Source organism: uncultured Clostridium sp., assembly GCF_934754915.1.
Lineage (GTDB): Bacteria > Bacillota > Clostridia > Clostridiales > Clostridiaceae > Clostridium.
Window position 1 is genome coordinate 23,158 of the sequence record NZ_CAKVKB010000016.1, and the last position, 22,359, is coordinate 45,516.

A 22,359-nucleotide genomic window follows, 5' to 3' on the forward strand; every position below is an offset into this window, starting at 1 on the left:
CATAACGGTCAGCTTTTTTTAATCAACTGCAATATTATTTATTGTTATAGTTATTAATCAACTTTTAATACTGCCATAAATGCTTCTTGTGGAACTTCAACAGATCCAACCTGTCTCATTCTCTTCTTACCTTCTTTTTGCTTTTCAAGAAGTTTCTTCTTTCTTGAAATATCTCCACCATAACATTTAGCTAATACATCTTTTCTCATAGCTTTTATGGTTTCCCTTGCAATTATTTTAGAACCAATAGCTGCCTGAATTGGAACTTCAAACATCTGTCTTGGAATTATTTCTTTTAATTTTTCTGCAATAGCTCTTCCTTTATGATACGCTCTTTCATCTGGAACTATCATAGATAATGCATCAACTATATCTCCATTTAGTAATATATCAAGTTTAACAAGTTTAGTTGTAGTATATCCCTTTAATTCATAATCAAGAGAAGCATATCCTCTTGTCCTTGATTTCAATGTATCAAAGAAATCATAGATTATTTCATTTAATGGTATTTCATAATTAACAACAGCTCTTGTTTCTTCTATATACTGCATATCAATATATGTACCTCTACGGTCTTGGCAAAGTTCCATAACTGCTCCCACATAATCTTTTGGTGTTATTATAGAAGCCTTTACTATAGGTTCTTCCATATGATCAACTTCTGTAGGTTCTGGAAGGTTTGTTGGATTTGTAATATCAAGAATTGTTCCATCAGTTTTCATTACCTTGTATATAACTGATGGTGCTGTTGTAATAATATCTAAATTAAATTCCCTTTCAACTCTTTCCTGAATTATTTCCATATGTAATAATCCTAAAAATCCACATCTAAATCCAAATCCTAATGCTATAGATGTTTCTGGTTCAAAACTTAAAGCTGCATCATTAATTTGAAGTTTCTCTAATGCTTCTTTTAATTCATCATATTTAGCTCCATCAACAGGATATATTCCGGAATAAACCATTGGAATAGCTGGCTTATAACCTGGAAGAGCTTCTTCTGTAGGATTCAATGCACTTGTTATTGTATCACCAACTCTGGCATCTCTTACATTTTTTATAGAAGCAGTTATATATCCAACATCTCCAGCACTTAAACTTCCTATTGGAAGAACACTTGGAGTAAACACTCCAACTTCAGTTACATCATATACCTTGTCAGTAGCCATAAGTTTTATCTTATCACCTATTTTTACTTTACCATCTTTTATTCTTACAATACATACAACACCCTTATAGCTGTCATAGTAAGAATCAAATATTAAAGCTTTCAATGGAGCTTCTTCATCTCCATTTGGTGCTGGTATATTTTCTACAACACTTTCTAATACATCTTTAATATTAAGACCCGTTTTTGCTGATATCATAGGTGCACTTTCAGCTTCAATACCTATAACATCTTCAATTTCCTGTTTTACTTCATCTGGTCTTGCTGAAGGTAAGTCTATTTTATTGATTACTGGTGTAATTTCAAGATCATTATCCAAAGCTAAATAACAATTAGCTAAAGTCTGTGCTTGAATACCTTGTGTTGCATCTACAACCAGTACAGCTCCTTCACATGCAGCAAGACTTCTTGAAACTTCATAATTAAAATCTACGTGTCCTGGAGTATCAATTAAATTAAGAATGTATTCTTCACCATTATCTCTTCTATATATAAGTCTGGCCGCCTGAGACTTTATTGTTATTCCTCTTTCTTTTTCTATCTCCATATTATCTAGAACTTGCTCTTCCATTTCCCTTTGTGTCAAGGTTCCTGTAGTTTCAAGTAATCTGTCCGCAAGGGTTGACTTACCATGATCAATATGTGCTACTATTGAAAAATTTCTGATATATTTTTGTCTTTCACTTTTCATAATACACTAACGTCTATATTTATAATAAACGTTTTGTTTTCACCCCCGTTATAATTAAATCAGCTAAATTATAACATACATCTATTTAAAAAGGCTATTAAAATTTGTTTTCATCTAAGAAATAACTATTCATTCTTGTTTATTTTATCTTTAACATACTCAATCACATTAGATTTTGATGAAATTTTAAATTCATTGTCTCCAATACGTATAATGATCTTTCCATCTTCATGTTCATCATATATCTTTAAAAATGAATCATCTTTTATAAAATTAGCAAAATCATCTCCAAATTTTTCATTTATAAGTTCATAATTCTGCTTTGTATTTCCTAAAGGTGATAATGTCCTTGTATTTAATATATTTATACGAATCAATCCTGCCATTGTTATAATTATAAGAAAAATCATGATGAGTATTTTCCCTGATTTACTCAATAATTTCTTTTTATGTTTACTCACTTCAAAAAATACTGCTGCTTTTAATTTTATAATATAAAACAGCATTTTCTCCCTTCCTCAATTTCTTATAATTATTCCCACAAAGCAAATATATTATTCATATTTTTTAATATATTTGTAAAGTTAAAATCAGTTCACATTGAAATCGTATTTAAAAAAATCCACAAAAATTTTATCCTTAATTATCACTTGTCCATTTAAATATATTTAAAAAACTTATACATTTTACTTACTATAAATAAGCATGCTTTCTTTGTATATATATTTTTTAAAAACAACATAAAAATTGAAGAAATCTTGAAAAGATTTCACCCTTCATTGTCAATTGTTCATTGTACATTGTTAATTGAAATATATATTAAAACAAAAGGTCATGAAATCTGGACAAACAAATTTCACAACCATCCTAAATTATCCATTTAATATTTCAGCAATAACCCTTGCCATACATTGTGCTGTAACTTTTGATTCTTCTGGCGTATTTGTGTGGGAGCCTATTTCAATAAGAACACATCCATCACCTTTACTTTGATTAAAAGCATTTTTTCCTCTATTATATGTGTGAATCTTTCTTGTCAGACCTGGAAAAAGTTCATCTGTTTTGTTAAATATCTTTTCTGTCATTTCTTTATTTTTTTCATATCGAGTACTATTTTTTGCATTTACAAACATAACCTTCGATGCACTCATTCCACACACTTGTGCTGTCGTTGCAGCTTTATTATCAACTGAATCTCTATGAAGGTCTATTATGATTTTAAACTCTCCATACTTATTTAAATAATAGTCAACCGTTTCTGCTGACCTCTTATAACTATCATCATAAGATTCACAGTGATTTGTTTTATCATGAATTACAGATATTCCATAATTATATCTAAGTTCATTTTCAAGTACATCACCAACCCCAACTACATTTGTTTCTTCGTTCAAACTGTCAGGATATTGAGCATTGTAATTTTCACTTGTATGAGTATGATAGATGAGAATTTCTGGTTTTGAATCATCAAGAGTTTTCTTTAAGGCAGGATTATATATCTCATTATTTGTAGCGCCGCTTCCATAATCCTGTTTCATAATACTATCTTCACTTATCTCAAATTGATTATACAAAAAAATATTTTTATCTTTTATTTTATCTGAGGTTTGCTCATAATCAAAATTAAAATTCTTAATTAAACTTAATTCATTACATAACACTTTTTCATAGGTCATATTTTTCATTCCCAATGCTTCCAAACAAACATTGCTTATAGAAAGTTTATTTTCTGTATAGCTTCCTTCATCATATATTTCATTTTCCACTATTGGCAGACATATATTCAAAAGCTGTACATACACAAATGCTCCACGTTCTTTATTATCTTTCAGCACACCTATAACACGTATAAAAAATATACTTGCCAGTATCATCAAGACAATTAATCCGGCATTAGTTCTTGATTTTCTTTTTAAATTCCTTTGTGAATTCCCCCTTTTTCCTGTAAATCCAGTGTATACCACCACAATCCCCCCAGTTCAATACAACAATGATTACTGATGATACTTATTCATTTTACTCTAATATTTATATTAATCATTTTACATAATTATTCCTTAATTCATAAATTTATTTATATCTTCCATATCCATATTAGGCTGAACTGCCATATTTATTCCATTTGAAATTATTTTAGCAAGAGATTCTATTGTAAGATCAATATCTTTAGGAGTTACTATCATTTCTCCCAATTCTTTAGAAGATAAAACATCTCTTATAAGTAAATTTTTTTCGTTTTTATCTAATGAATTGAGCATTTTATAAAAATCATTTCCACTTGATGAACCAGCAATCAACGAATCCACTACCATATCAATGGTATCACTTGCTATTGTAACTGCATCCACAACAGTAGGAACTCCTATTGCTATAACTTTTACTCCAAGATTTTCTTCATTTATCTGCTTTCTATTGTTTCCAACACCAGCACCTGGAGATATTCCAGTATCACTTATCTGTATTGTTGTATTTACCCTTTCTACTCTTCTTGCAGCTAAAGCATCTATACAAATTACAACATCTGGCTTAACTCTTTCAACAGTTCCCTTTATTATTTCCACTGTTTCTACACCTGTCACTCCAAGAACCCCTGGAGCAATAGAACATATAGGTCTTACCGAATCATCCATCACATCTGGCATTACTGTTTTCAGATGTCTTGTAACCATTATACCTTCTGTCACCTTAGGTCCAAGAGCATCAGGAGTTACTTTCCAATTTCCAAGCCCTACTACAAGAATGGTCTTTTCCACATCTATTTTTTTCACCATTCTACCAAGAACTTCTGCAACAACCTGTGATACCCTATCCATAGTATCTCCATCATAAGCTGTAAAACTTGGTATATCAATAGTCACATAATTTCCTTTTGGTTTTCCAATTTTTTCTGATCCATTTTCATTTTTAATTCTTACTGTTGTTACTTTTATATCATTTTCAACTTCATTAATAACTTCGATTCCATCTATGTCCTTTTCTTTCTTATGTTCTTCATCATACATTTCCTTTGCTTCAAGAGCTAAATCGGTTCTTACATTTATCATAAATACACTCCTCACTTCAGTATTTCTCCATACTCAATATGTGTTTTTTATTATATGAGGATATTTTATAATTATAATTTCATATAATTCAAATAAATAAAATATATACTTATTTGTATCACACTATATATTGAATCACTTTCAATTTTTATACTAATATGAAACCTCCTCATATCTATATATTCCAATAATAATACTTAAAGAAATCTTGAAGAGATTTCACCCTTCATTATCAATTGTCTATTGTACATTGTTAATTAAAATATATATTAAATCTATTTTTTCCTTTATCTATTAATTTAATACTTGAATTACATAACTTCTGATGTTATAATTAGGTTTGTTGAATATGAACTCGTACGCAGATTTCCCCAAAAAACTGCAAGAGACCCTATAAAAATCTAAGGGGGTGAATTAAGAATGGCAAATATAAAATCAGCAAAGAAGAGAATAAAAGTTACTGAAGTTAAGACTTTAAAGAATAGAATGATAAAATCTGCTTTAAAGACTGTTATAAAGAAGTTTGAAGCTGCTGTTGAAGCTAAGAACGCTGAAGAAGCTAAAGCTTTATATACATCAGTAGTTAAGTCATTAGACATGGCTGCTTCTAAGGGAGTTGTTCACAAGAACATGGCTGCTAGAAAGAAATCAAGATTAGCTGCTAAGTTAAACGCTATGGCATAATCTGATAACCCACCGTATGAGGTGGGTATTTTTTTATATAAAAAAAGAAATAGAGATTTTTCCTATTTCTTCACTGTAAGAGTATTTATAAGCATAAACTCCATTTCCATATCTTTATCTGCACCCGAAGATTTCATCTTTGTTTCAGATGTCACACATAATTTAACAAGTTCACACAACTGTTTTTCTGTAAATCTGCTGCTTTGAGCCATAAGTTTCTCACAAACAAACTGTGGCAGTCTATATTGTGATATAAATTGCTGTACCCTTTTTCCTTGAGACATTCCTATCTTTATTTCATACAACCTTGAAAAATGTTTTCCAACTGCATTTACAATAAGCATATGCTGATCTGATTTATATAAGATTTCTCTCATAACATCTATTGCTTTGTCAATTTTCCTTGACGCTATAAGTTCAACAAGATCAAAAATATCTTCTTCGCTGGAACTAGATATAAGAACATCTATATCTGTTTTTTTTATATCACGTCCCTGACAATAAGATACAAGCTTATCCGCTTCTCTTTTTATAATATCAAAATTATTCTGAACTTTATCACAAAAATATGCCAATTCAGTCCTTCCTATAGTTTTATCTCTTTCCTTAAAAACTTCTCCAACTTTTCTTATATATCTATCTCTCTTTAATTTATCACAAAAGACAACAGGAATATATTTTTCTATAGGCATCAATTTCTTATTTTTATTTGGCTTATCTCTCTTATCTCTACACAAATAATACATTATTAGAATTGTATATGGAGGCATATCTGAAATATATTTTTTCAGTTCATTGTATATCTTTGTTCCTGATGAATCACATTTATCCTGAAGAAAATTTGCCCTGTAAACCAAAACAACTTTTTTTTCTGCCATAAAAGGCATAGTCTCACAAGCATTCATAATATCATCAAAAGTTGTATTCATTCCATCTATCTTTATAAAATTAAGTTCTTTAAATTCTTCAGCAATTTCCTTTTTCACTATAATATCTATTCCGTCTTTTATAAGTTCCTCATCTAATCCACAAAATATATATCCATTTTTTAAATTTCCTTTTTCTATATCCTTTTCATAAACTTCATAATTAATCAATTTAAAATTCCTCTCATGTTTAAATAATCTAATTAGCTATTCAATTTTTTAATTCGTTGTTTTAATACTCCAGTCACGAACAAGTTTCTACTATTTTATCACCAACAATAAAAATTCTGTTATTAGGTCCGTCTTTAAAATTTATTATATCACAACCATCATTATAAGTTCCTCTTCCCGAGGTATTTAATATAACTTTTTTATTGCTGAATTTCAAAATATAATCCTTTTTCACAACTTTTAATGAACATATATGTTTAAAATTTATATTATCTTCTATTGCATAACTTTTCGATGCATTAGAAACCTTAGATAATCTATCTATATCAATTTCTTTTTTAGCAGAAGTTACAAGCACCCGTTCTCCTCTATATGATATTAACAGTGCTCCTTCTCTATAATACTCTATATTCAATACTGGGCTATACATTGTCACTATAATAACCACTATAGATATTGCTGGAAGACATATAAACTTTTTATACCCCTTATGAAAAAAATAACAACCTATAATTATCCATAAATAAAAAAATGCAGCATATCTATTTCCATAAAACATTGGAAATGACCACATATCCAATTTTACCATAATCCAATCTAATAAATTTATCGCCTTTAAACAGACATAGCTTATAAAATCAAATATTGGTGCTATATTATAAACTGGTATTAGTATATTTCCAAGTATAACTATAAAATCTATAAATGGCATTAAAACTAAATTTCCAATTATAAAATTCATTGAAAAATCTTTAAATACAATGATTAGATAAGGAAATGTAAAAACTTGTGCACTTAATGTTATACTAAGATTTTCCCTCAACTTTTTAGGAAACTTATACATTTTATAGTTCATATATTTATTTAGCAATACTATTCCCAGTGTAGCTAGATAAGATAAATGAAATGAAACTTCAAGTATGCTGTAAGGTCTATATATTAAAAGTATTAATCCTGATAATGACAGTGATGACAATGAATTATTATTTTTCTTAAATATTTCTGATCCTATAACACTAACAAGCATTATAAATGCCCTTATACTTGCATGACCACATCCAGTGAATAATACATATATTCCACAAGTTAAAATTCCAATCTTATTGCCTGCAATTGCTTTTATTACCCCATACACAAGTGCAACATGAAGTCCTGATACGGATATGCTATGAATTATACCATAATTTCTCATATTATCTTTATCATCATCATCTATATTTGCAGTATCTCCAAATGCCATAGAAGCTATTAATCCTGCTTTTCTTGTACCTATATTTTCTTTAAGTCTTAAAAATATATTATTCTTAAATTCATAGAGCCTGCTTAAAAAATCATCATTTAATTCTTCAATGTCACAATTTTCAATCCTTCCTACTACACCTTTATATTTATCAGTTTCATACTTTATAACCCCTTTAATGTTATATCTGCTTCCACAGATAAATTCATAGTCGGAATCTACACATACATTTCTCCCTTTGATACTTCCAATGACCTCATAATCATTTATTTTAACAATTCTTATATCACCTTCAATAATAGGAGGAACATTATAATATAAAACATTTATATATAAACCTGCTGCAAAAAATATACTTATAAACAGAGCAAACTTTACTCCAAAATAAAAAAATATGTATATGAAAAAAAGGACTGCAATCAAAATTGCAAGTCCATTGAAATCATCATATATTCCATAGCTTATACAGCTTACTGCAACAGCTCCAAAAATATATATTACAGGGCTGCTTACATTTTCAATATTTTTAAATGACATGAACTCACCTCATTAAAGAGTCTTGCCATTTTTTACATAAAATTTCAAATACTAAGAAAAATATTACAGAAAACCCTAATTCAATAGCTATTATATCCCTTATACGAACGTCATTCATAAATATTATTACTGAAACAGATACAAACAAAATGAGTAATGATATTAAAAACATAATAAGTGCATTAGACATTTTTCTAATTGAAACTTGATTATTAAACATTACAAAAAGAATAGTTCCTATTGATAAAATAACAAGGGAAATAATTGAAGATTCCTTTCCTTCAGAACCATATAATGCTATGGATGCAGTCACACTCATTATGATACTTCTCAAAATCATGGTATTTAGAGATATCTTCCTTCCCTTCTCGCTTAAAACAACCATTAAAAGCAATGGTATAGATAATATTCCATTTATAGTTGCCACATCCCATGAATCTAAGCTATTTCCTTGTCCAATGCATGTATTAGTTAATATAATAATCATTTCTGACAACAGAATCATAAAATATGTTTTAAAAACTCTTTCAATATTATCGTGAAACATCTTTGCAAATTTTCTTAACTTTATAAATCCATCAAGATAATTTTTTCCAATATATACATCACTGATTCTTTTTACAACATTTGATGCCCCTTCTTTTGATATTCCAACATTAGATAAATTCAATGCTGGAAGATCTCCAAGAACTTCTCCTGTACAAGCAACCTTATGTCCATCTTTTATAAATAATGACACTATTTTTGATTTTATTTCTGGAGTGACTCTACAAAATACTCTTACTCTGCATAAAAGCTCTTTTAATTCACTCTCATTAAGCGAATCCATTTCTATTCCTGCCACAACTTGATTCTTACTCTTTGCAACATTAGCTTTTGCTGCATTTGTCATAGCACTTAATTTACTTTCTTCTGTAAATATTATTGGAAGAAGGGACTTATCTCTAATCTTGTTTATGCTTCTTTCTAGATTATCTTCTAATGGGTTTTCCATCCCCATTATTCCTACAAAAACCATATTACTTTCTATATTCTCTGATTTTGATGGCTCATAATTAAAATTTCTATAAGCAAATCCTTCTGTTATCATTCCTTCAATTGACATATTCATATCAATTTTCTTTATTTCAGAACGTATTTCATCTGTAAGTTCTCTTTCTATTCCATTAACCATAAAATGTGTACATATATCCAAAACTGCATCAACATTTCCTCTTGAATTGGCTCTATATCCTCTACTAAATCTAGTTACTACTGTCTGAAATCTCTTATCTTCATCCATTGGAATATCTATAACTCTCGTATTTCTTGAATCAATTGAATGCTTATATATTTTTTTCCTAGCTGCATACTTTAAGAAAGCAATTTCATCTAATTCTCCTACATTATTTTCACTTCCTGCATCATATACTCCATTGTTACATATAAGCGAGATTTCCACTATCCTATCAAAAGTTATTTCCTTAACATATGGATCATCCGTAGATATTATATCATTATTTATATAAATTTTTTTAACTTCCATTTCCTTTTTACTTATAGAACCAACCTTGTCCAAAAATAATATACTAACATCTTTTATCAAATTAAAAATAGAAAAATTAACTATATGTATGTCGTCTTCTTCAAATCTCTTAATTATACTTTTAGCTGTTATTGCCTGAATTAAAAATACTGGAAAACATCCTATTGAAAATACAGCAGTTGCTGCATATGTATTTGCTATATCAGAACCTGAAATAATTGCATATATGCAAAATAATATTACAAAACCAAAATAAGCAAAAAAATATTTTCCAATATATTCATTAATCATACTTCCAAAATTATGTTTTCTAGTACTTGAATAAATCATCATAGAAAGCAATCTACCAAGCTGTGATGACGATCCTGTTGCTATGACAACTCCAGTTCCATCACCATTTTTTATTTCTGTCCCCTTAAATAAAAGATTATTCATTTCTTTAAGCTTTGTAACTCTTCCTATAATTTTCTCAGAATATTTTTTTGTATAAACTTCTTCTCCTGTTATAGCTTTTTCATTAACCATTAGATTATTTGCTTCTATTATTCTTAAATCAGCTGGAACTATAGTTCCATTACCAACTTTAACTATATCTCCAACGACTAATTCTTCACTATTTACAGTTCTCTGTATCCCATTTCTAATCACAACAGCCTTATCATTTTCAAGACTTGATAATTTATTTATATCTCTATCTCTATTTACTGAATGAAGAATTAACACTATCAAATTTAAAGCAAACATTCCAATAGTTATAAATGCACATACATTACTTTTTAAATAAAACAACATTATTATTGCAATAATATAAATTATAATGTATTTCTCCTTAAAAACATTTAATATTTTCATATAAAGTTTGCTTGAACTTGGTACACTTACTTTATTCAATCCGTTTTTCTTCTGTAAAGCTAGACATCTTTGTTCATCAAGTCCCTGTATATAATCACTGTTAAGAAGTTCAACAATTCTATTCCAGGTATTATTACAATATCTCTCCAATTGATTCCATCCCCCTATAATCTACTACCAATTATATATTTAATCTAGTAATTCTATTATTCTACGTTATAATTTAATAGTTTATAGCACTCCTCTATTTCATACTTTCTTTAATAATTATAAATGCTGTTTAATTAAAAGGCAAAATTTTAATTTCATAATACTTTTCGTATTATTCTCAATTCAATTTATATCTATTTTTTAGTTTTTGGATTAAATATAATAGCCATTAAATATCCAAAAAATATTGCTGCTGTTATTCCCCCTGCTGCACCTTTTATTCCTCCTGTGAAAGCTCCTAATAAACCTATTTCGTTAACTTCTTTTTTTACAGCTTTAGCCAATGCATTTCCGAAGCTAGGTAAAGGAACTGTCGCACCCGCTCCACCTATTTCTATCAGCCTATCATATAATCCAAATGCCCCTAAAATCACTCCAATTGTAACAAATGCCACTAATATTCTTCCAGCTGTAAGCTTTGTTTTATCAATAAGAATCTGAGCTATAACACATATTAATCCTCCAACTATAAATGCACGTATATAGTCCATTAACTATTCACATCCTTACATTTTTTCTTAATTTATTTCAATAGAAACAGCATGAGCTATTCCTGGTATTGTTTCTCCCTGCAGTGATGATGTTGTACTCATTAAAGCTCCTGTTGAAACAAGCAACACTTTTTTTATTTCCTTTTTCATGAGTTTTTTATACAAATAGCCTGTAAATACAACAGCTGAACACCCACATCCACTTCCACCTGCTTCTGTATTCTGTTTTTCATTATCAAAAATTATCTCTCCACAATCAATATGATTTGAAGAAATATCATATCCATATTCTTTCATAAGAGTGTCTGCAAGTTCTTTTCCTACTCTTCCAAGATCTCCTGTAGCAATAATATCATAATCTTCAGGTTTTCTTCCTGTATCTTTAAAGTGAGCTGCTATTGTATCCACTGCTGCTGGTGCCATTGCTGCTCCCATGTTATTAGCATCTTTTTGCCCAAAATCTTTTACTTTTCCAGTAGTTACATATGTGACCATAGGATAACTTCCTTCATGCCCCAAAACAACTGCACCAGAACCAGTAACAGTCCATTGAGAGGTTTGAGGCCTTTGAGAACCATAATCCAAAGGAAATCTAAACTGTCTTTCTGCAGAACTAAAATGTGATGAAGTTGTTGCTACAACATGTTCTGCAAAGCCCCCATCCATAATTATAGAAGCCAAGCTTAATGATTCAGACATAGTTGAACATGCCCCATACAATCCAAAAAACGGAATGCTGAATTCTCTTGCAGCAAAACTTGAAGAAATAATTTGATTAAGCAGATCTCCTGAAAACAAATAATCTATATCATCTTCTTTTAGCTTAGCTCTATTAAGTGCTTTGCTTATGGCTGTAAACATCATCTGACTTTCTGCTTTTTCATAACTATCCTTTCCACATGTATCATCATTTAACACCTCATCAAAATAAGAACCTAATGGACCTTCTCCTTCTTTTGGACCTACAATAGAATAAACTGATATTATTTTAGGTGGATTTTCCATCTTAACTGTTTGTTTTCCTATCTTTTTCCTTTTTATTTCCATGCTTTAATATCACCTCAATCATGAATTCACTCAGTTCAATTGACAATGGACAATTGACAAATAAAGATAAAATCTTGTAAAGATTTCTTTAATCCTATATTAGCTTATTGTTAAAACATATATGTATATATCTAATAATTGTGAATATTTCATAATTATAATCTTGTATGATTATGTTCAAGATATAGTATCTATATTTATTTGAGATATACTATATCTTAATCTTGAACTGACCTTTATATTTATGCAAATATGAAAAATCTTCAATTATAATTTATATATTATTCCCCCAATATATAATACATATATTTGCTTAAAATTAACTCTTCTAGCTATAATACACTCTATATTAATTTATTTTTTATATTTATACTTATGTGAAAAACTCATATAATATCTTTTTATACATTCTGTAAGTTATGTATTTAATTCATATTCTTGTTTATGTTAGCAGTTGAATAAAATAATATATTATTCCAACAATTACTGATGTTCCTATTCCATAAACAAGTACTGGTCCAGCTATTGTAAACATCTTTGCTGCTACCCCAAATATAAATCCTTCTTTTTTAAATTCTATTGCTGGAGAAACTACTGCATTTGAAAAACCTGTTATAGGAACAACTGTGCCTGCACCTCCAAAGTTTGCAAGTTTGCTGTATGTGCCAGTTCCTGTAAGTAATGCTCCTATAAAAATCATTATTATTGGAACTATATTCATAACCTTTTCTTCATCAAAACCAAAATTAATATATATATTATGAATTAACTGTCCAATATCACAAATAATTCCTCCAACTAAAAATGCCCTCAGACAATCTTGAAAAATTTTTGATTTAGGTGTCATTTCATTTGCCATAGTCTGATATTTTTTCTTTATTCTTGCTTCTTTTCTTTCACTTTTACTACTCAAAATTTTATCCTCCTTATTTTATTATCTATAGCTTTAGTATCTGTTTTATTTTATTTTTTAATTCCTATAATTTAGAAAAAATTTTGTCATTTTAAAATTATATATTGAAATTGACAATTGAAGATGAAATCCGCTCAAGATTTCTTTGATGCTTTTATAGGTTTAGATGTAATTTTAATCTTTCACTATATTATAGATACAAAAAAAATAAAAGATATGAGCATAAATAAACGCTTCATATCTTTCGCATTGATTAAATTATTATATCATTCTTCCAGTTTCTTTTTCATCTGCTGAAGAACTTTTTTTTCTATTCTTGAAACCTGAACTTGACTTATTCCAAGCATATTTGCAACCTGCATTTGTGTTTTATCTTTAAAATATCTAAGCATTATTATCTGTCTTGCTTTTTCATCAAGACTTCTCAATGCTTCTTTAAGTGCTATCTTTTCTATTAAATTTACATCATCTTCTACCTTTTTCTCACTTAATTTATCTATAAGAAGGACTGGTGCTCCATCATCCTGATGTATAGTATCATAAAGATATTGAAGACTATTTGCAGATTCAATTGCAAATAATATTTCTTCCTTTTCAACTCCAGCAAATTCAGCCAGTTCTTCTATTGTAGGAGACCTTTTTAATTTATTTGTAAGCTGTTCTCTATAATAATGTATTTTCCTTGCCAGACTCTTTACACTTCGACTGACCTTAATCATTCCATCATCTCTTAAGAATCTCTTTATTTCACCCATTATCATAGGCACAGCATAAGTAGAAAATTTAACATTGTAATTTAAATCAAAGTTATTTATTGCTTTAACTAGACCTATTGAACCAATTTGAAATATATCCTCATAATCATATCCTCTATTTAAAAATTTTTTGCTTATTGATGCTACAAGAGGGAGATTAATTTCAATCAATCTGTTCATAGCATCAGTATCCCCATTTTTAGCTAAAGCAAGCAATTCCGAATTTTGATCATAATTATATTCCTCTCGTTTTAAATTCTCTTTATCCATTATATCCACCTAACTTGCTGTGTTAAATTTCTTCTTGATAATTACCCTTGTACCTGTACCCTTTTCGCTTTCAACTTTTAAATAGTCCATAAATGTATCCATTACAGTAAACCCCATTCCAGACCTCTCAAGATCAGGTCTTGATGTATATAAAGGTTCCATTGCTTTTTCAATATCCTCTATGCCTTTTCCTTTATCACTGATAACTATACAAATTTCATTTTCTTCAATTTCAGCCTCAATTCTAACAATACCTTCTTCATTTCCTTCATATCCATGAATTATGGCATTTGTAACAGCTTCTGATACAGCTGTCTTAATATCACTTATCTCATCTATTGTAGGATCCAGCTGAGCAGCAAATGCTGCTACTGACACTCTTGCAAATCCTTCATTTTCCGGTCTGCTCAAAAACTCTAAAGTCATTTTATTATGTGACATTTATAAACCCCTCCATCTAAATGCAGCTGACTGCCTCATCTACAGTATCATACTTATTAATTAACTTATATAAACCTGCTAATTCAAAAATTTTATCCACATTTTTACTTGTTCCTGCAATACATAAATTGCCACCTTTGTTCTTGATCTTCTTATATCGTCCTACTACAGCTCCAATACCAGAACTGTCCATAAAAGTTACTTTTGAAAAATTCAAAATAACTTTACTTATATCATCTCTATCGATTCTATCATCAACTTTAATTCTGACTTCTTCTGCACTGCTATGATCAAGCTCTCCTATAAAAGCAGTAATTAAAATATCATTATATTTCTCAAATTCTAAATACATATTATTTAATACCAAGAAGACATCTGGTATTATCCCACACCTCCCTCATTTATTCTTTAACATATTTTAACATATCTTATATTTATTTACAATAAAAATTTAAATTTCCATACATTTACAAAAATATAATCAAGAAATATTTTTTAACATTACCATATTTCAATTAACAATGGACGATTGACAATTGACAATAAAGGATAAAATCTTTTCAAGATTTCTTTAATTATTATGTAATTTTACTACTTGGAATATATACATATAGAAAATTCACTTCCATAGCGCATACCATTATACACAATTATGCTTCTTGGAACATATATATACACTTCTCGTTAAATAAGCTGTCGCATTAAGAAATCCAGGTCATATATAGTATATCAACTAAGCTGCTTAATACTATATATAATATGATTTAATCTTTGTGCGACAGCCCCCTATAAATTACTTTTTCTTTTTATTATTTTTATCACATCTATACTTAAGAATCTCATCATTTAATTTTTTAAAGAATTCAGTAATTGTTTCTCCTCTATTTAAGATTAGAACTTCAATTGCATCATTTAAATCATCCATAGTATATATATGGAATTTTCTCTTTTCAATATCTCTTTCAACTTCAGCACTAAGAATCAATTCATCAACATTACTTGAAGGAATTAACACTCCTTTATCATCAACAGTATCTATAAGTCTGCATACTCTATGAAATCCTTCAATTTTTTCATTTATGCCTCCAATGGGCTGAATTTCACCAAACTGGTTTATAGATCCTGTTACTGCTATATTCTGTTTTATAGGTCTTTTACTTAAAGCTGATAATATACATATTATTTCAGCAACTGATGCACTATCCCCTTCAATCATTCCATAAGTCTGCTCAAAGCTAAGCTGAAGGTCTACTGGAAGTTTCTCATAAGGATTTATAAGATTGCTTAAAAGCCCTCTTAAAATGCTTATGGATTTTTCATGAATCTGTCCACTCATCTTGCATTCTTTTTGAATATCTATTATATTTCCATCACCCTGAAGTGCAATACACGTAACCCTCATTGGCTTACCAAAGCTATAAGAACCTGTTCCAACAACAGAAAGAGCATTTATTATTCCAATTCTTTCTCCATACGTTGTAATAAGAATCTTTCTATTTTTATAACTCTCCATTACATCTTCAAGAATCTTCTCTTCTTCATATGCCACATCTATTATATCCTGCTTTTCAATTGTCTTTCTGTCTTGTAATTTTGAATTATTGTCTGCCAGATATAATATCTTATTTACATAATACTCATTTATGGATACCTTTTTCCTGCTTCCAGCAATTCTTGCAAGGTATTTCATAATCTCATTCATAGCATCATCTGTAATTTCATTCAAATTATCACGCTCAATCTTTTTCTTTATAATATCACTTATACTTTTTCTAACATGAACATTATTTTTCAATTCACTTTCTGCTTCAATCCTTATAGGGAATATCATTTTAAAATCTTCATCTCGTTCAAAAAGAATTTCATAACTTTCATAATCTCCTATTAAAATAACCTTAACATCCACAGGGATTGGCTCTGGCTTTAATCCAGCAATAGAAAGCACTTCTAAATAACTCTTGGTATAATTATAATCAACTTGTCCATGAATCAACGCTTTTTTTAAATAATAGTAACTTGCTCCACTATTTATCAATGAAGACATCCTTAAAATGAGACATCCTTTATTAGCTTTCACAAGACTTCCTGCATTTATAAGTGACATATCTGTTGAATATCCTCCAGTAGTATTTCTATATTCAATATTTCCTATGAGATTCCCAACAGTAGGATCTTCTTCATATATGACCTTTGGATGATCTATTCCTGTATTATCAACAATTACATTGACAGAAAATTTAGATAGAGCATCATTTATATATTCTTCATCATCTTCAAAATTTATAGTATAACATTCAACTATTTCATCTTCTAAATAATCAAACATTTCTATAAGATACCTATATACATTATCATAAGCTATAAATTCTAATAGAAAATCATCTTTATATGACTGCATTTGATCCTTTATATGATTTCTATAAAGGTTCTTTAATTTTTCTATGGAATCTATTTCTATTTCTTTAAGCTTTTCAAGAATTGTCTCAGCTTCTTTTTTTAAATCTGAAGCCTGCTTTTCAATACTGCATTCTTCTTCATCTTCAAGATTTTCATATTGATCTTTTGTCATTTCAGTATCTTCTTCCTTTACAGGAATAAAGACAAATCCATTTGTTGTTGCTTTTATATCAAAATTCTTAGCTTTTGCCATATCCATAAGATTCGTAATATAGTTATTTCTCTGTTCACTCACATCTTCAATTATATCTTCTTTTTCTTCATCTGAAGATGTGTTGTAAAACTCATTTATACATTTAAGATATTTCTCTTTCATAATTTCAAGCATTTCCTTGAAAATCTGACCTTTTCCATTCTCAAGAATAAGCACTTTAGGATTCGTATTATCACCATTACTTACATAACATATATCTTCAGGCTTCTTACTATCTATATACAGACCTTCAACAAATTCAATAAGTTCTTCTAATTTTTCCTTAGAAAATGAATCAACATAGTATATATTGTATCCATCCTTTTGAACTCTTAAAGCTTTTTCTATTTTATTCAACGTAGTATTACTTTTTGGTATTCTATTAATGTCAGTTTGCTTCATTACATCATTAATTGATGCTGAAAAAATTATTTCACTTGGAGTTAGTTCTCTTTTCATTACATACCTATCCTACTTTGAATTTTTTCTCTTAAAATCAGCTATAATCTTCCAAAGTAGTCTCCTCCTTAAATTAGTAGTATATAATATTAATATTCCTCAAGTATGAAAATAGATATACTTTTTTTATAAATATATTAAAATAATGTCATTTGTTCCATTTCTTTTTCCTTAAAAGAGGATATACTGACACCAATTAATCTTAAAGTGGACTTTAATTCTTCCATTTCAAGAAGTTCCTTAGAAACATTGAATATTTCTTCATGAGTTGATATATAATAATTCAATGTTCTGCTTCTTGTATGATTTTCAAAATCTTTTGTTTTAAATTTAAGTGTGACTGTTTTTCCAACAACATTTTTTCTGTTTAAAATCTCTTCTATTTCATAAGAAAATTCTTTTATATATTGAAGAAGTTCTTCTTTGTCATCTGTATCAAATTTTAAGGTTGTTTCTTTACCTGCTGATTTTCTTTCACGTAATGTCTCTATTTTTCTATTATCAATTCCTCTTATTCTATTGTATATATCAATTCCATTTTTTCCAAGATATTCAACACAGAATTCCTTATCCATTTTATATAAATCTTTGACATAAAATATCCCCATATTATTAAGCTTAGCAACTGAAACTTTTCCAAGTCCATGAATCTTTGATAATGGAAGTGGGAATAATATTTCAGGAACCATGTCTTTTGATATTTCTTTTATTCCATTAGGTTTATTCCAATCTGAAGCTAATTTTGCAAGAAACTTATTAAATGATATCCCTACAGAAATTGTAAGACCAGTCTCTTTAAATATCCTCATCTTTATATATCTTGCAGCATCCATACCACTTCTAAATTGGCTATGGGAAATATCAAGATATCCTTCATCAATAGATACCTGTTCAACAAAAGGAGTTACTTCATTAAGAATTTTAAATATATCCTGAGATATCTTTGTATATCTTCCATAACGTCCACTAATAAAAATACCATTAGGACACTTTTCTTTAGCCATAAATATAGGCATAGCTGAATGTACACCATATTTTCTCGCTTCATATGAACATGTAGATACAACACCTCTTTCGCTCATTCCTCCAACTATAACAGGTTTACCTTTTAATTGAGGATTATCTTTCTGTTCTACAGATGCAAAAAAAGCATCCATATCTACATGAAGTATATGATTATCCATAAATAATTTAACTTCCTCTCTAAATCAAAAAATAAGACCAGACATTATTATGCCTGATCTTGTGCAACTTATTTCCATTAATATTTTATCATAATTTTTTAATATTAGCAAAACATGTGTTCTTAATATATTTTTATGCTAGAACTTCATTTAATATTCCCTGATTCTTGCTTACAAGAAATGAATATGTTCCAAACGCTAATAATTCATCAATATATTTTTTATTAATATTGTCATAATCATTAAATGCAATTACAAATGCTATCATATTTCTGAAATCTTTGTCTATATAAAAATTATATTCACTTTCCTCTTCACATAAATATTCAATAATCTCTCTCATCTTATCTACACTTTTCTCAATATCCTGATCTTCAACCATTATACCTAAAAGCTGCAAAAATTGATGCCCTATTTTCAAATCATTTTTACCCAATGCAAATATAAGTTCCGATACCTTACCTGGTGTATTTTCATTGCTGTTCAATAATATAGAATTTGTTAAACACTGAACTCCATTATCAGAAAATAATTTTAAATCATGCATATAATTAAATATAAATTCCATATATTCTGTCATACAATCAAATTTTAATCCTTTTATAGCTAGAAGAGTACATAGCAAATAATCATCTTCCTTAGTTAAATTTCCATATTTCTGCTTCATTATATTGAAAATATGTCTTGTTCTTTTTATTATTAATTCCCTATTATCTTTTTCCACATATCTGACAACAGAAAATGCCGCCAATACCAAATGTTCACATTCACTAAATCTTTCTTTTGTGAACATTTCAAAAACTTCAAGTATTTCATCACTCATTTTTTCGTTATCAGTATCACTTTGAGATATTAAAAAGGATAATATATAAAGTATGTCACCTCTAAATACAGACATTTTTGATGTATTATTTTTTATGTATACTCTAATCTTTTTTACTTCATCATAAGGAATACTTTTTCCATGATATCCATTAAGAAGCGCTGAAAAGTGATTTATATAATCCCCATCATATCTTAAATTTCTAACTGCATATCTATAATTTTTAACTGTAGTATCACAAATTTCTTTAATAATTTTTTCCATCCCAATCTCCCCATTATAAATCATTTTCTTGTAAATGTTTTCTTTGAGTTATAGTCTACATTTCTATTATATCATATATTATGAATTTCTGTCTTAAAAAACATATTTTTTCTAATTTATATCTGTCTATTTTAATTCTATTACAAATATTTTATCTATCTTATTAATTTTAGTTTAATCTATTCTTGTGACAGATTTGTGTCTGTAAATAATATAAATATATATGTTGTATTTACCTTATACATATAAAATATATATAAGATAATTACAACATATATATTTAGATTACTACTATATAATTTTTCTTAAATGTTTTTATCATAATATGATTTATTTAAATTAATTATTATGTACAAATCACAAGTAATACTAATTATAAACATGGGATTACTTGTATCTTAAATTACTTTTTTAAAATATTAATAGCATTGACATTCCCTAATTCTGCAGCCTTATTAAAATAATCATATGCTTTTACTATATCTTTTTCTACACAAAATCCATCATAATAGCATTTTCCAATCTCATACATAGCACTATCATTATTATTTTTAGCTAACATTGTATACATTTTTACAACCATTTTTTTAGCTTCTTCATATCCATTTTTTGCGGATTTCTTATACCATTGTAAAGCTGTATCTATATTTTGATTAACTACTTTTCCTTCTAAATATGCTTTTCCTACAAGATACTGATATTTACTATTTCCTTTTTCAGCTAATATTTTATATATTTCAAAACTCTTATTTTGACATTTTAAATTTCCAATTTTTTGTCCATTTTCGTAATATTTTAGTGCTTTATCAATATCTTTTACCACACCAATTCCACGGTAATACATATCTCCCAGTTTTAAACACGCTTCATCGTTTCCATTGGCAGCTTTATTTTCTAAGTTCATTAGAATGTCTTTATCCTTAATTTTTTCTTTCTCTTTAATTATCTCTTCCTTTAATTCTTTATTTTCTTTTAATAATTCTATAATTTTCTGTTCTAAACTATCTATTTTCGTATTTAATATTTCAAACCTTTTACTATTATCTTCCTTGTCAATTTTGAAATTATCCATAATTTTAGTGTCAATGTTATTTAACTTTTCTTCTATTTTTCGTTCAAAAATTTCTGAAAACTCTTTTAAAAATTCATTTTTATTATAATCTATGTAATTTTTATTTTTCTCTTGCATTTTTGCAACATCATTAATAAGACTGATTAATTTCTTTTCATTCTCACTTATTTTTATTAATTCATTTTCACCTGTTTTATTAGATAATTCTATTTTTTCTATTCTTTGATCTAATGCTTTATGTAATTCTATATTTTTCTCAATTATATTATTAGTATTATTTTCTGCTTCATTTCTTATTGTGCTAAATTCATTTACAATGCCATTTATTCCTTCAATTAAATTATCATCTTTTTCCTTAAATTGCCGAGAAAAATCATTCATAACTGATTTTAACGAATCAATATTCTCTATGGTTAAATCACTTTTTTTTATTATATTTTGGAAGTTCACCATAATATCTTTATTTTGTTCTTCTAACTTTTCAATCTGTTCAGTTATACTATCTGAATATTTTTGTAAATAAGATATAATTTTATTTTGTTTCTCTTTATTGTCTTCTTTCAGACCTTCAACCATTTTATATATATTGTTAAAATCTTCACTTATCAATAATTCTATTTTTTCTTTTTCTTTTGAATATTCTTCATAAAACTTTTTTATATCATGTTTTTCTTCTTTGTTTATCTCTGATATATGATTTAAAGTATTTGATATTTCTGCGCACTGATTTTCAATAATGTATTCTAGAGTATTTTTAAATTTAAGAATTTTATCATTTATAATTTCTGTTTTTCCTGTTACAGATTCTATATATTCATTTATCTTTCCGAATAGTTGTTCATCTTCAATTTCATATGCTAATTTTGATACATTTTTTTCAAATTCATAAGTGTCTTTTTCAAAATATTCTCCATTCTGGTTTTTATAAACCGTTATAAATTA

The 22,359-nt window shown here is 28.0% G+C and carries 18 protein-coding genes; 1 reads left to right on the plus strand and 17 read right to left on the minus strand.

The features are described from left to right. Nucleotides 1-53 precede the first annotated feature (53 nt). From lepA to gpr, 4 genes are all read right to left on the minus strand, one after another. Nucleotides 54-1,859 carry a translation elongation factor 4 gene (gene lepA, locus Q0F58_RS04635; protein WP_294373108.1) on the minus strand — a complete coding sequence of 602 codons (1,806 nt, stop codon included), beginning with the start codon at nt 1,857-1,859 and terminating at the stop codon, nt 54-56. Nucleotides 1,860-1,984: 125 nt separating this feature from the next. Continuing rightward, entirely contained in the window at nt 1,985-2,365 is a 381-nt protein-coding gene (locus Q0F58_RS04640; RefSeq protein ID WP_294373109.1) for a hypothetical protein, read from the minus strand. Between the two features lie 366 nt (nt 2,366-2,731). Next, nucleotides 2,732-3,823, minus strand: coding sequence for a stage II sporulation protein P (locus Q0F58_RS04645; protein WP_294373144.1), 1,092 nt, complete (start codon nt 3,821-3,823; stop codon nt 2,732-2,734). A gap of 93 nt (nt 3,824-3,916) precedes the next feature. Continuing rightward, the gene (gene gpr / locus Q0F58_RS04650) at nt 3,917-4,903 is read right to left on the minus strand and encodes a GPR endopeptidase (protein ID WP_294373112.1); all 987 of its coding nucleotides are present in this window, start codon (nt 4,901-4,903) and stop codon (nt 3,917-3,919) included. A gap of 420 nt (nt 4,904-5,323) precedes the next feature. Between gpr and rpsT the strand changes: the two genes are divergently transcribed. Further along, nucleotides 5,324-5,587: a 30S ribosomal protein S20 gene (rpsT, locus tag Q0F58_RS04655; protein WP_294373114.1), complete on the plus strand. Its 264-nt coding sequence runs from the start codon at nt 5,324-5,326 to the stop codon at nt 5,585-5,587. 62 nt (nt 5,588-5,649) lie between these two features. Here rpsT and holA read toward each other — a convergent pair whose 3' ends face one another. From holA to Q0F58_RS04720, 13 genes are all read right to left on the minus strand, one after another. Then, nucleotides 5,650-6,684, minus strand: coding sequence for a DNA polymerase III subunit delta (gene holA / locus Q0F58_RS04660; RefSeq protein WP_294373116.1), 1,035 nt, complete (start codon nt 6,682-6,684; stop codon nt 5,650-5,652). Nucleotides 6,685-6,757: 73 nt separating this feature from the next. Beyond that, on the minus strand, nt 6,758-8,461 hold the full coding sequence (locus Q0F58_RS04665; protein ID WP_294373118.1) for a ComEC/Rec2 family competence protein: 1,704 nt from the start codon (nt 8,459-8,461) through the stop codon (nt 6,758-6,760). A 4-nt stretch (nt 8,462-8,465) separates the two neighbouring features. Beyond that, on the minus strand, nt 8,466-10,988 hold the full coding sequence (locus Q0F58_RS04670; RefSeq protein ID WP_294373120.1) for a cation-transporting P-type ATPase: 2,523 nt from the start codon (nt 10,986-10,988) through the stop codon (nt 8,466-8,468). Between the two features lie 194 nt (nt 10,989-11,182). After that, nucleotides 11,183-11,539 (minus strand): stage V sporulation protein AE, encoded by a 357-nt coding sequence (spoVAE, locus tag Q0F58_RS04675; protein WP_294373123.1) that lies wholly within the window; start codon nt 11,537-11,539, stop codon nt 11,183-11,185. 27 nt (nt 11,540-11,566) lie between these two features. Then, nucleotides 11,567-12,586 carry a stage V sporulation protein AD gene (spoVAD, locus tag Q0F58_RS04680; RefSeq protein ID WP_294373125.1) on the minus strand — a complete coding sequence of 340 codons (1,020 nt, stop codon included), beginning with the start codon at nt 12,584-12,586 and terminating at the stop codon, nt 11,567-11,569. A gap of 442 nt (nt 12,587-13,028) precedes the next feature. Next, a complete protein-coding gene (gene spoVAC / locus Q0F58_RS04685) occupies nt 13,029-13,499 on the minus strand; it encodes a stage V sporulation protein AC (protein WP_294373127.1) in 471 nt (156 codons plus the stop codon). 266 nt (nt 13,500-13,765) lie between these two features. Then, nucleotides 13,766-14,524 carry an RNA polymerase sporulation sigma factor SigF gene (gene sigF / locus Q0F58_RS04690; protein WP_294373130.1) on the minus strand — a complete coding sequence of 253 codons (759 nt, stop codon included), beginning with the start codon at nt 14,522-14,524 and terminating at the stop codon, nt 13,766-13,768. A 9-nt stretch (nt 14,525-14,533) separates the two neighbouring features. After that, nucleotides 14,534-14,965, minus strand: a complete 432-nt coding sequence (spoIIAB, locus tag Q0F58_RS04695) for an anti-sigma F factor (protein ID WP_294373132.1) — start codon at nt 14,963-14,965, stop codon at nt 14,534-14,536. Between the two features lie 16 nt (nt 14,966-14,981). Further along, complete coding sequence (gene spoIIAA, locus Q0F58_RS04700; protein WP_294373133.1) at nt 14,982-15,317, minus strand: anti-sigma F factor antagonist; 336 nt, start codon at nt 15,315-15,317, stop codon at nt 14,982-14,984. A gap of 441 nt (nt 15,318-15,758) precedes the next feature. After that, entirely contained in the window at nt 15,759-18,074 is a 2,316-nt protein-coding gene (locus Q0F58_RS04705; protein ID WP_294373136.1) for an AAA family ATPase, read from the minus strand. 137 nt (nt 18,075-18,211) lie between these two features. Next, entirely contained in the window at nt 18,212-19,258 is a 1,047-nt protein-coding gene (locus Q0F58_RS04710) for a DNA polymerase IV (protein ID WP_294373139.1), read from the minus strand. 133 nt (nt 19,259-19,391) lie between these two features. Then, nucleotides 19,392-20,345: a DUF4003 family protein gene (locus Q0F58_RS04715; RefSeq protein WP_294373140.1), complete on the minus strand. Its 954-nt coding sequence runs from the start codon at nt 20,343-20,345 to the stop codon at nt 19,392-19,394. A gap of 403 nt (nt 20,346-20,748) precedes the next feature. Further along, nucleotides 20,749-22,026, minus strand: a complete 1,278-nt coding sequence (locus Q0F58_RS04720; RefSeq protein WP_294373142.1) for a tetratricopeptide repeat protein — start codon at nt 22,024-22,026, stop codon at nt 20,749-20,751. Nucleotides 22,027-22,359 lie beyond the last annotated feature (333 nt).

Excerpts from the sequence above, each read along its gene's own strand:
- lepA (WP_294373108.1), bottom strand. The coding sequence starts at position 1,859 with ATGAAAAGTGAAAGACAAAAATATATCAGAAATTTTTCAATAGTAGCA.
- Q0F58_RS04640 (WP_294373109.1), bottom strand. The coding sequence starts at position 2,365 with ATGCTGTTTTATATTATAAAATTAAAAGCAGCAGTATTTTTTGAAGTG.
- gpr (WP_294373112.1), bottom strand. The coding sequence starts at position 4,903 with ATGATAAATGTAAGAACCGATTTAGCTCTTGAAGCAAAGGAAATGTAT.
- rpsT (WP_294373114.1), top strand. The coding sequence starts at position 5,324 with ATGGCAAATATAAAATCAGCAAAGAAGAGAATAAAAGTTACTGAAGTT.
- Q0F58_RS04665 (WP_294373118.1), bottom strand. The coding sequence starts at position 8,461 with ATGTCATTTAAAAATATTGAAAATGTAAGCAGCCCTGTAATATATATT.
- spoVAE (WP_294373123.1), bottom strand. The coding sequence starts at position 11,539 with ATGGACTATATACGTGCATTTATAGTTGGAGGATTAATATGTGTTATA.
- spoVAD (WP_294373125.1), bottom strand. The coding sequence starts at position 12,586 with ATGGAAATAAAAAGGAAAAAGATAGGAAAACAAACAGTTAAGATGGAA.
- sigF (WP_294373130.1), bottom strand. The coding sequence starts at position 14,524 with ATGGATAAAGAGAATTTAAAACGAGAGGAATATAATTATGATCAAAAT.
- spoIIAB (WP_294373132.1), bottom strand. The coding sequence starts at position 14,965 with ATGTCACATAATAAAATGACTTTAGAGTTTTTGAGCAGACCGGAAAAT.
- spoIIAA (WP_294373133.1), bottom strand. The coding sequence starts at position 15,317 with ATGTATTTAGAATTTGAGAAATATAATGATATTTTAATTACTGCTTTT.
- Q0F58_RS04705 (WP_294373136.1), bottom strand. The coding sequence starts at position 18,074 with ATGAAAAGAGAACTAACTCCAAGTGAAATAATTTTTTCAGCATCAATT.
- Q0F58_RS04710 (WP_294373139.1), bottom strand. The coding sequence starts at position 19,258 with ATGGATAATCATATACTTCATGTAGATATGGATGCTTTTTTTGCATCT.
- Q0F58_RS04715 (WP_294373140.1), bottom strand. The coding sequence starts at position 20,345 with ATGGAAAAAATTATTAAAGAAATTTGTGATACTACAGTTAAAAATTAT.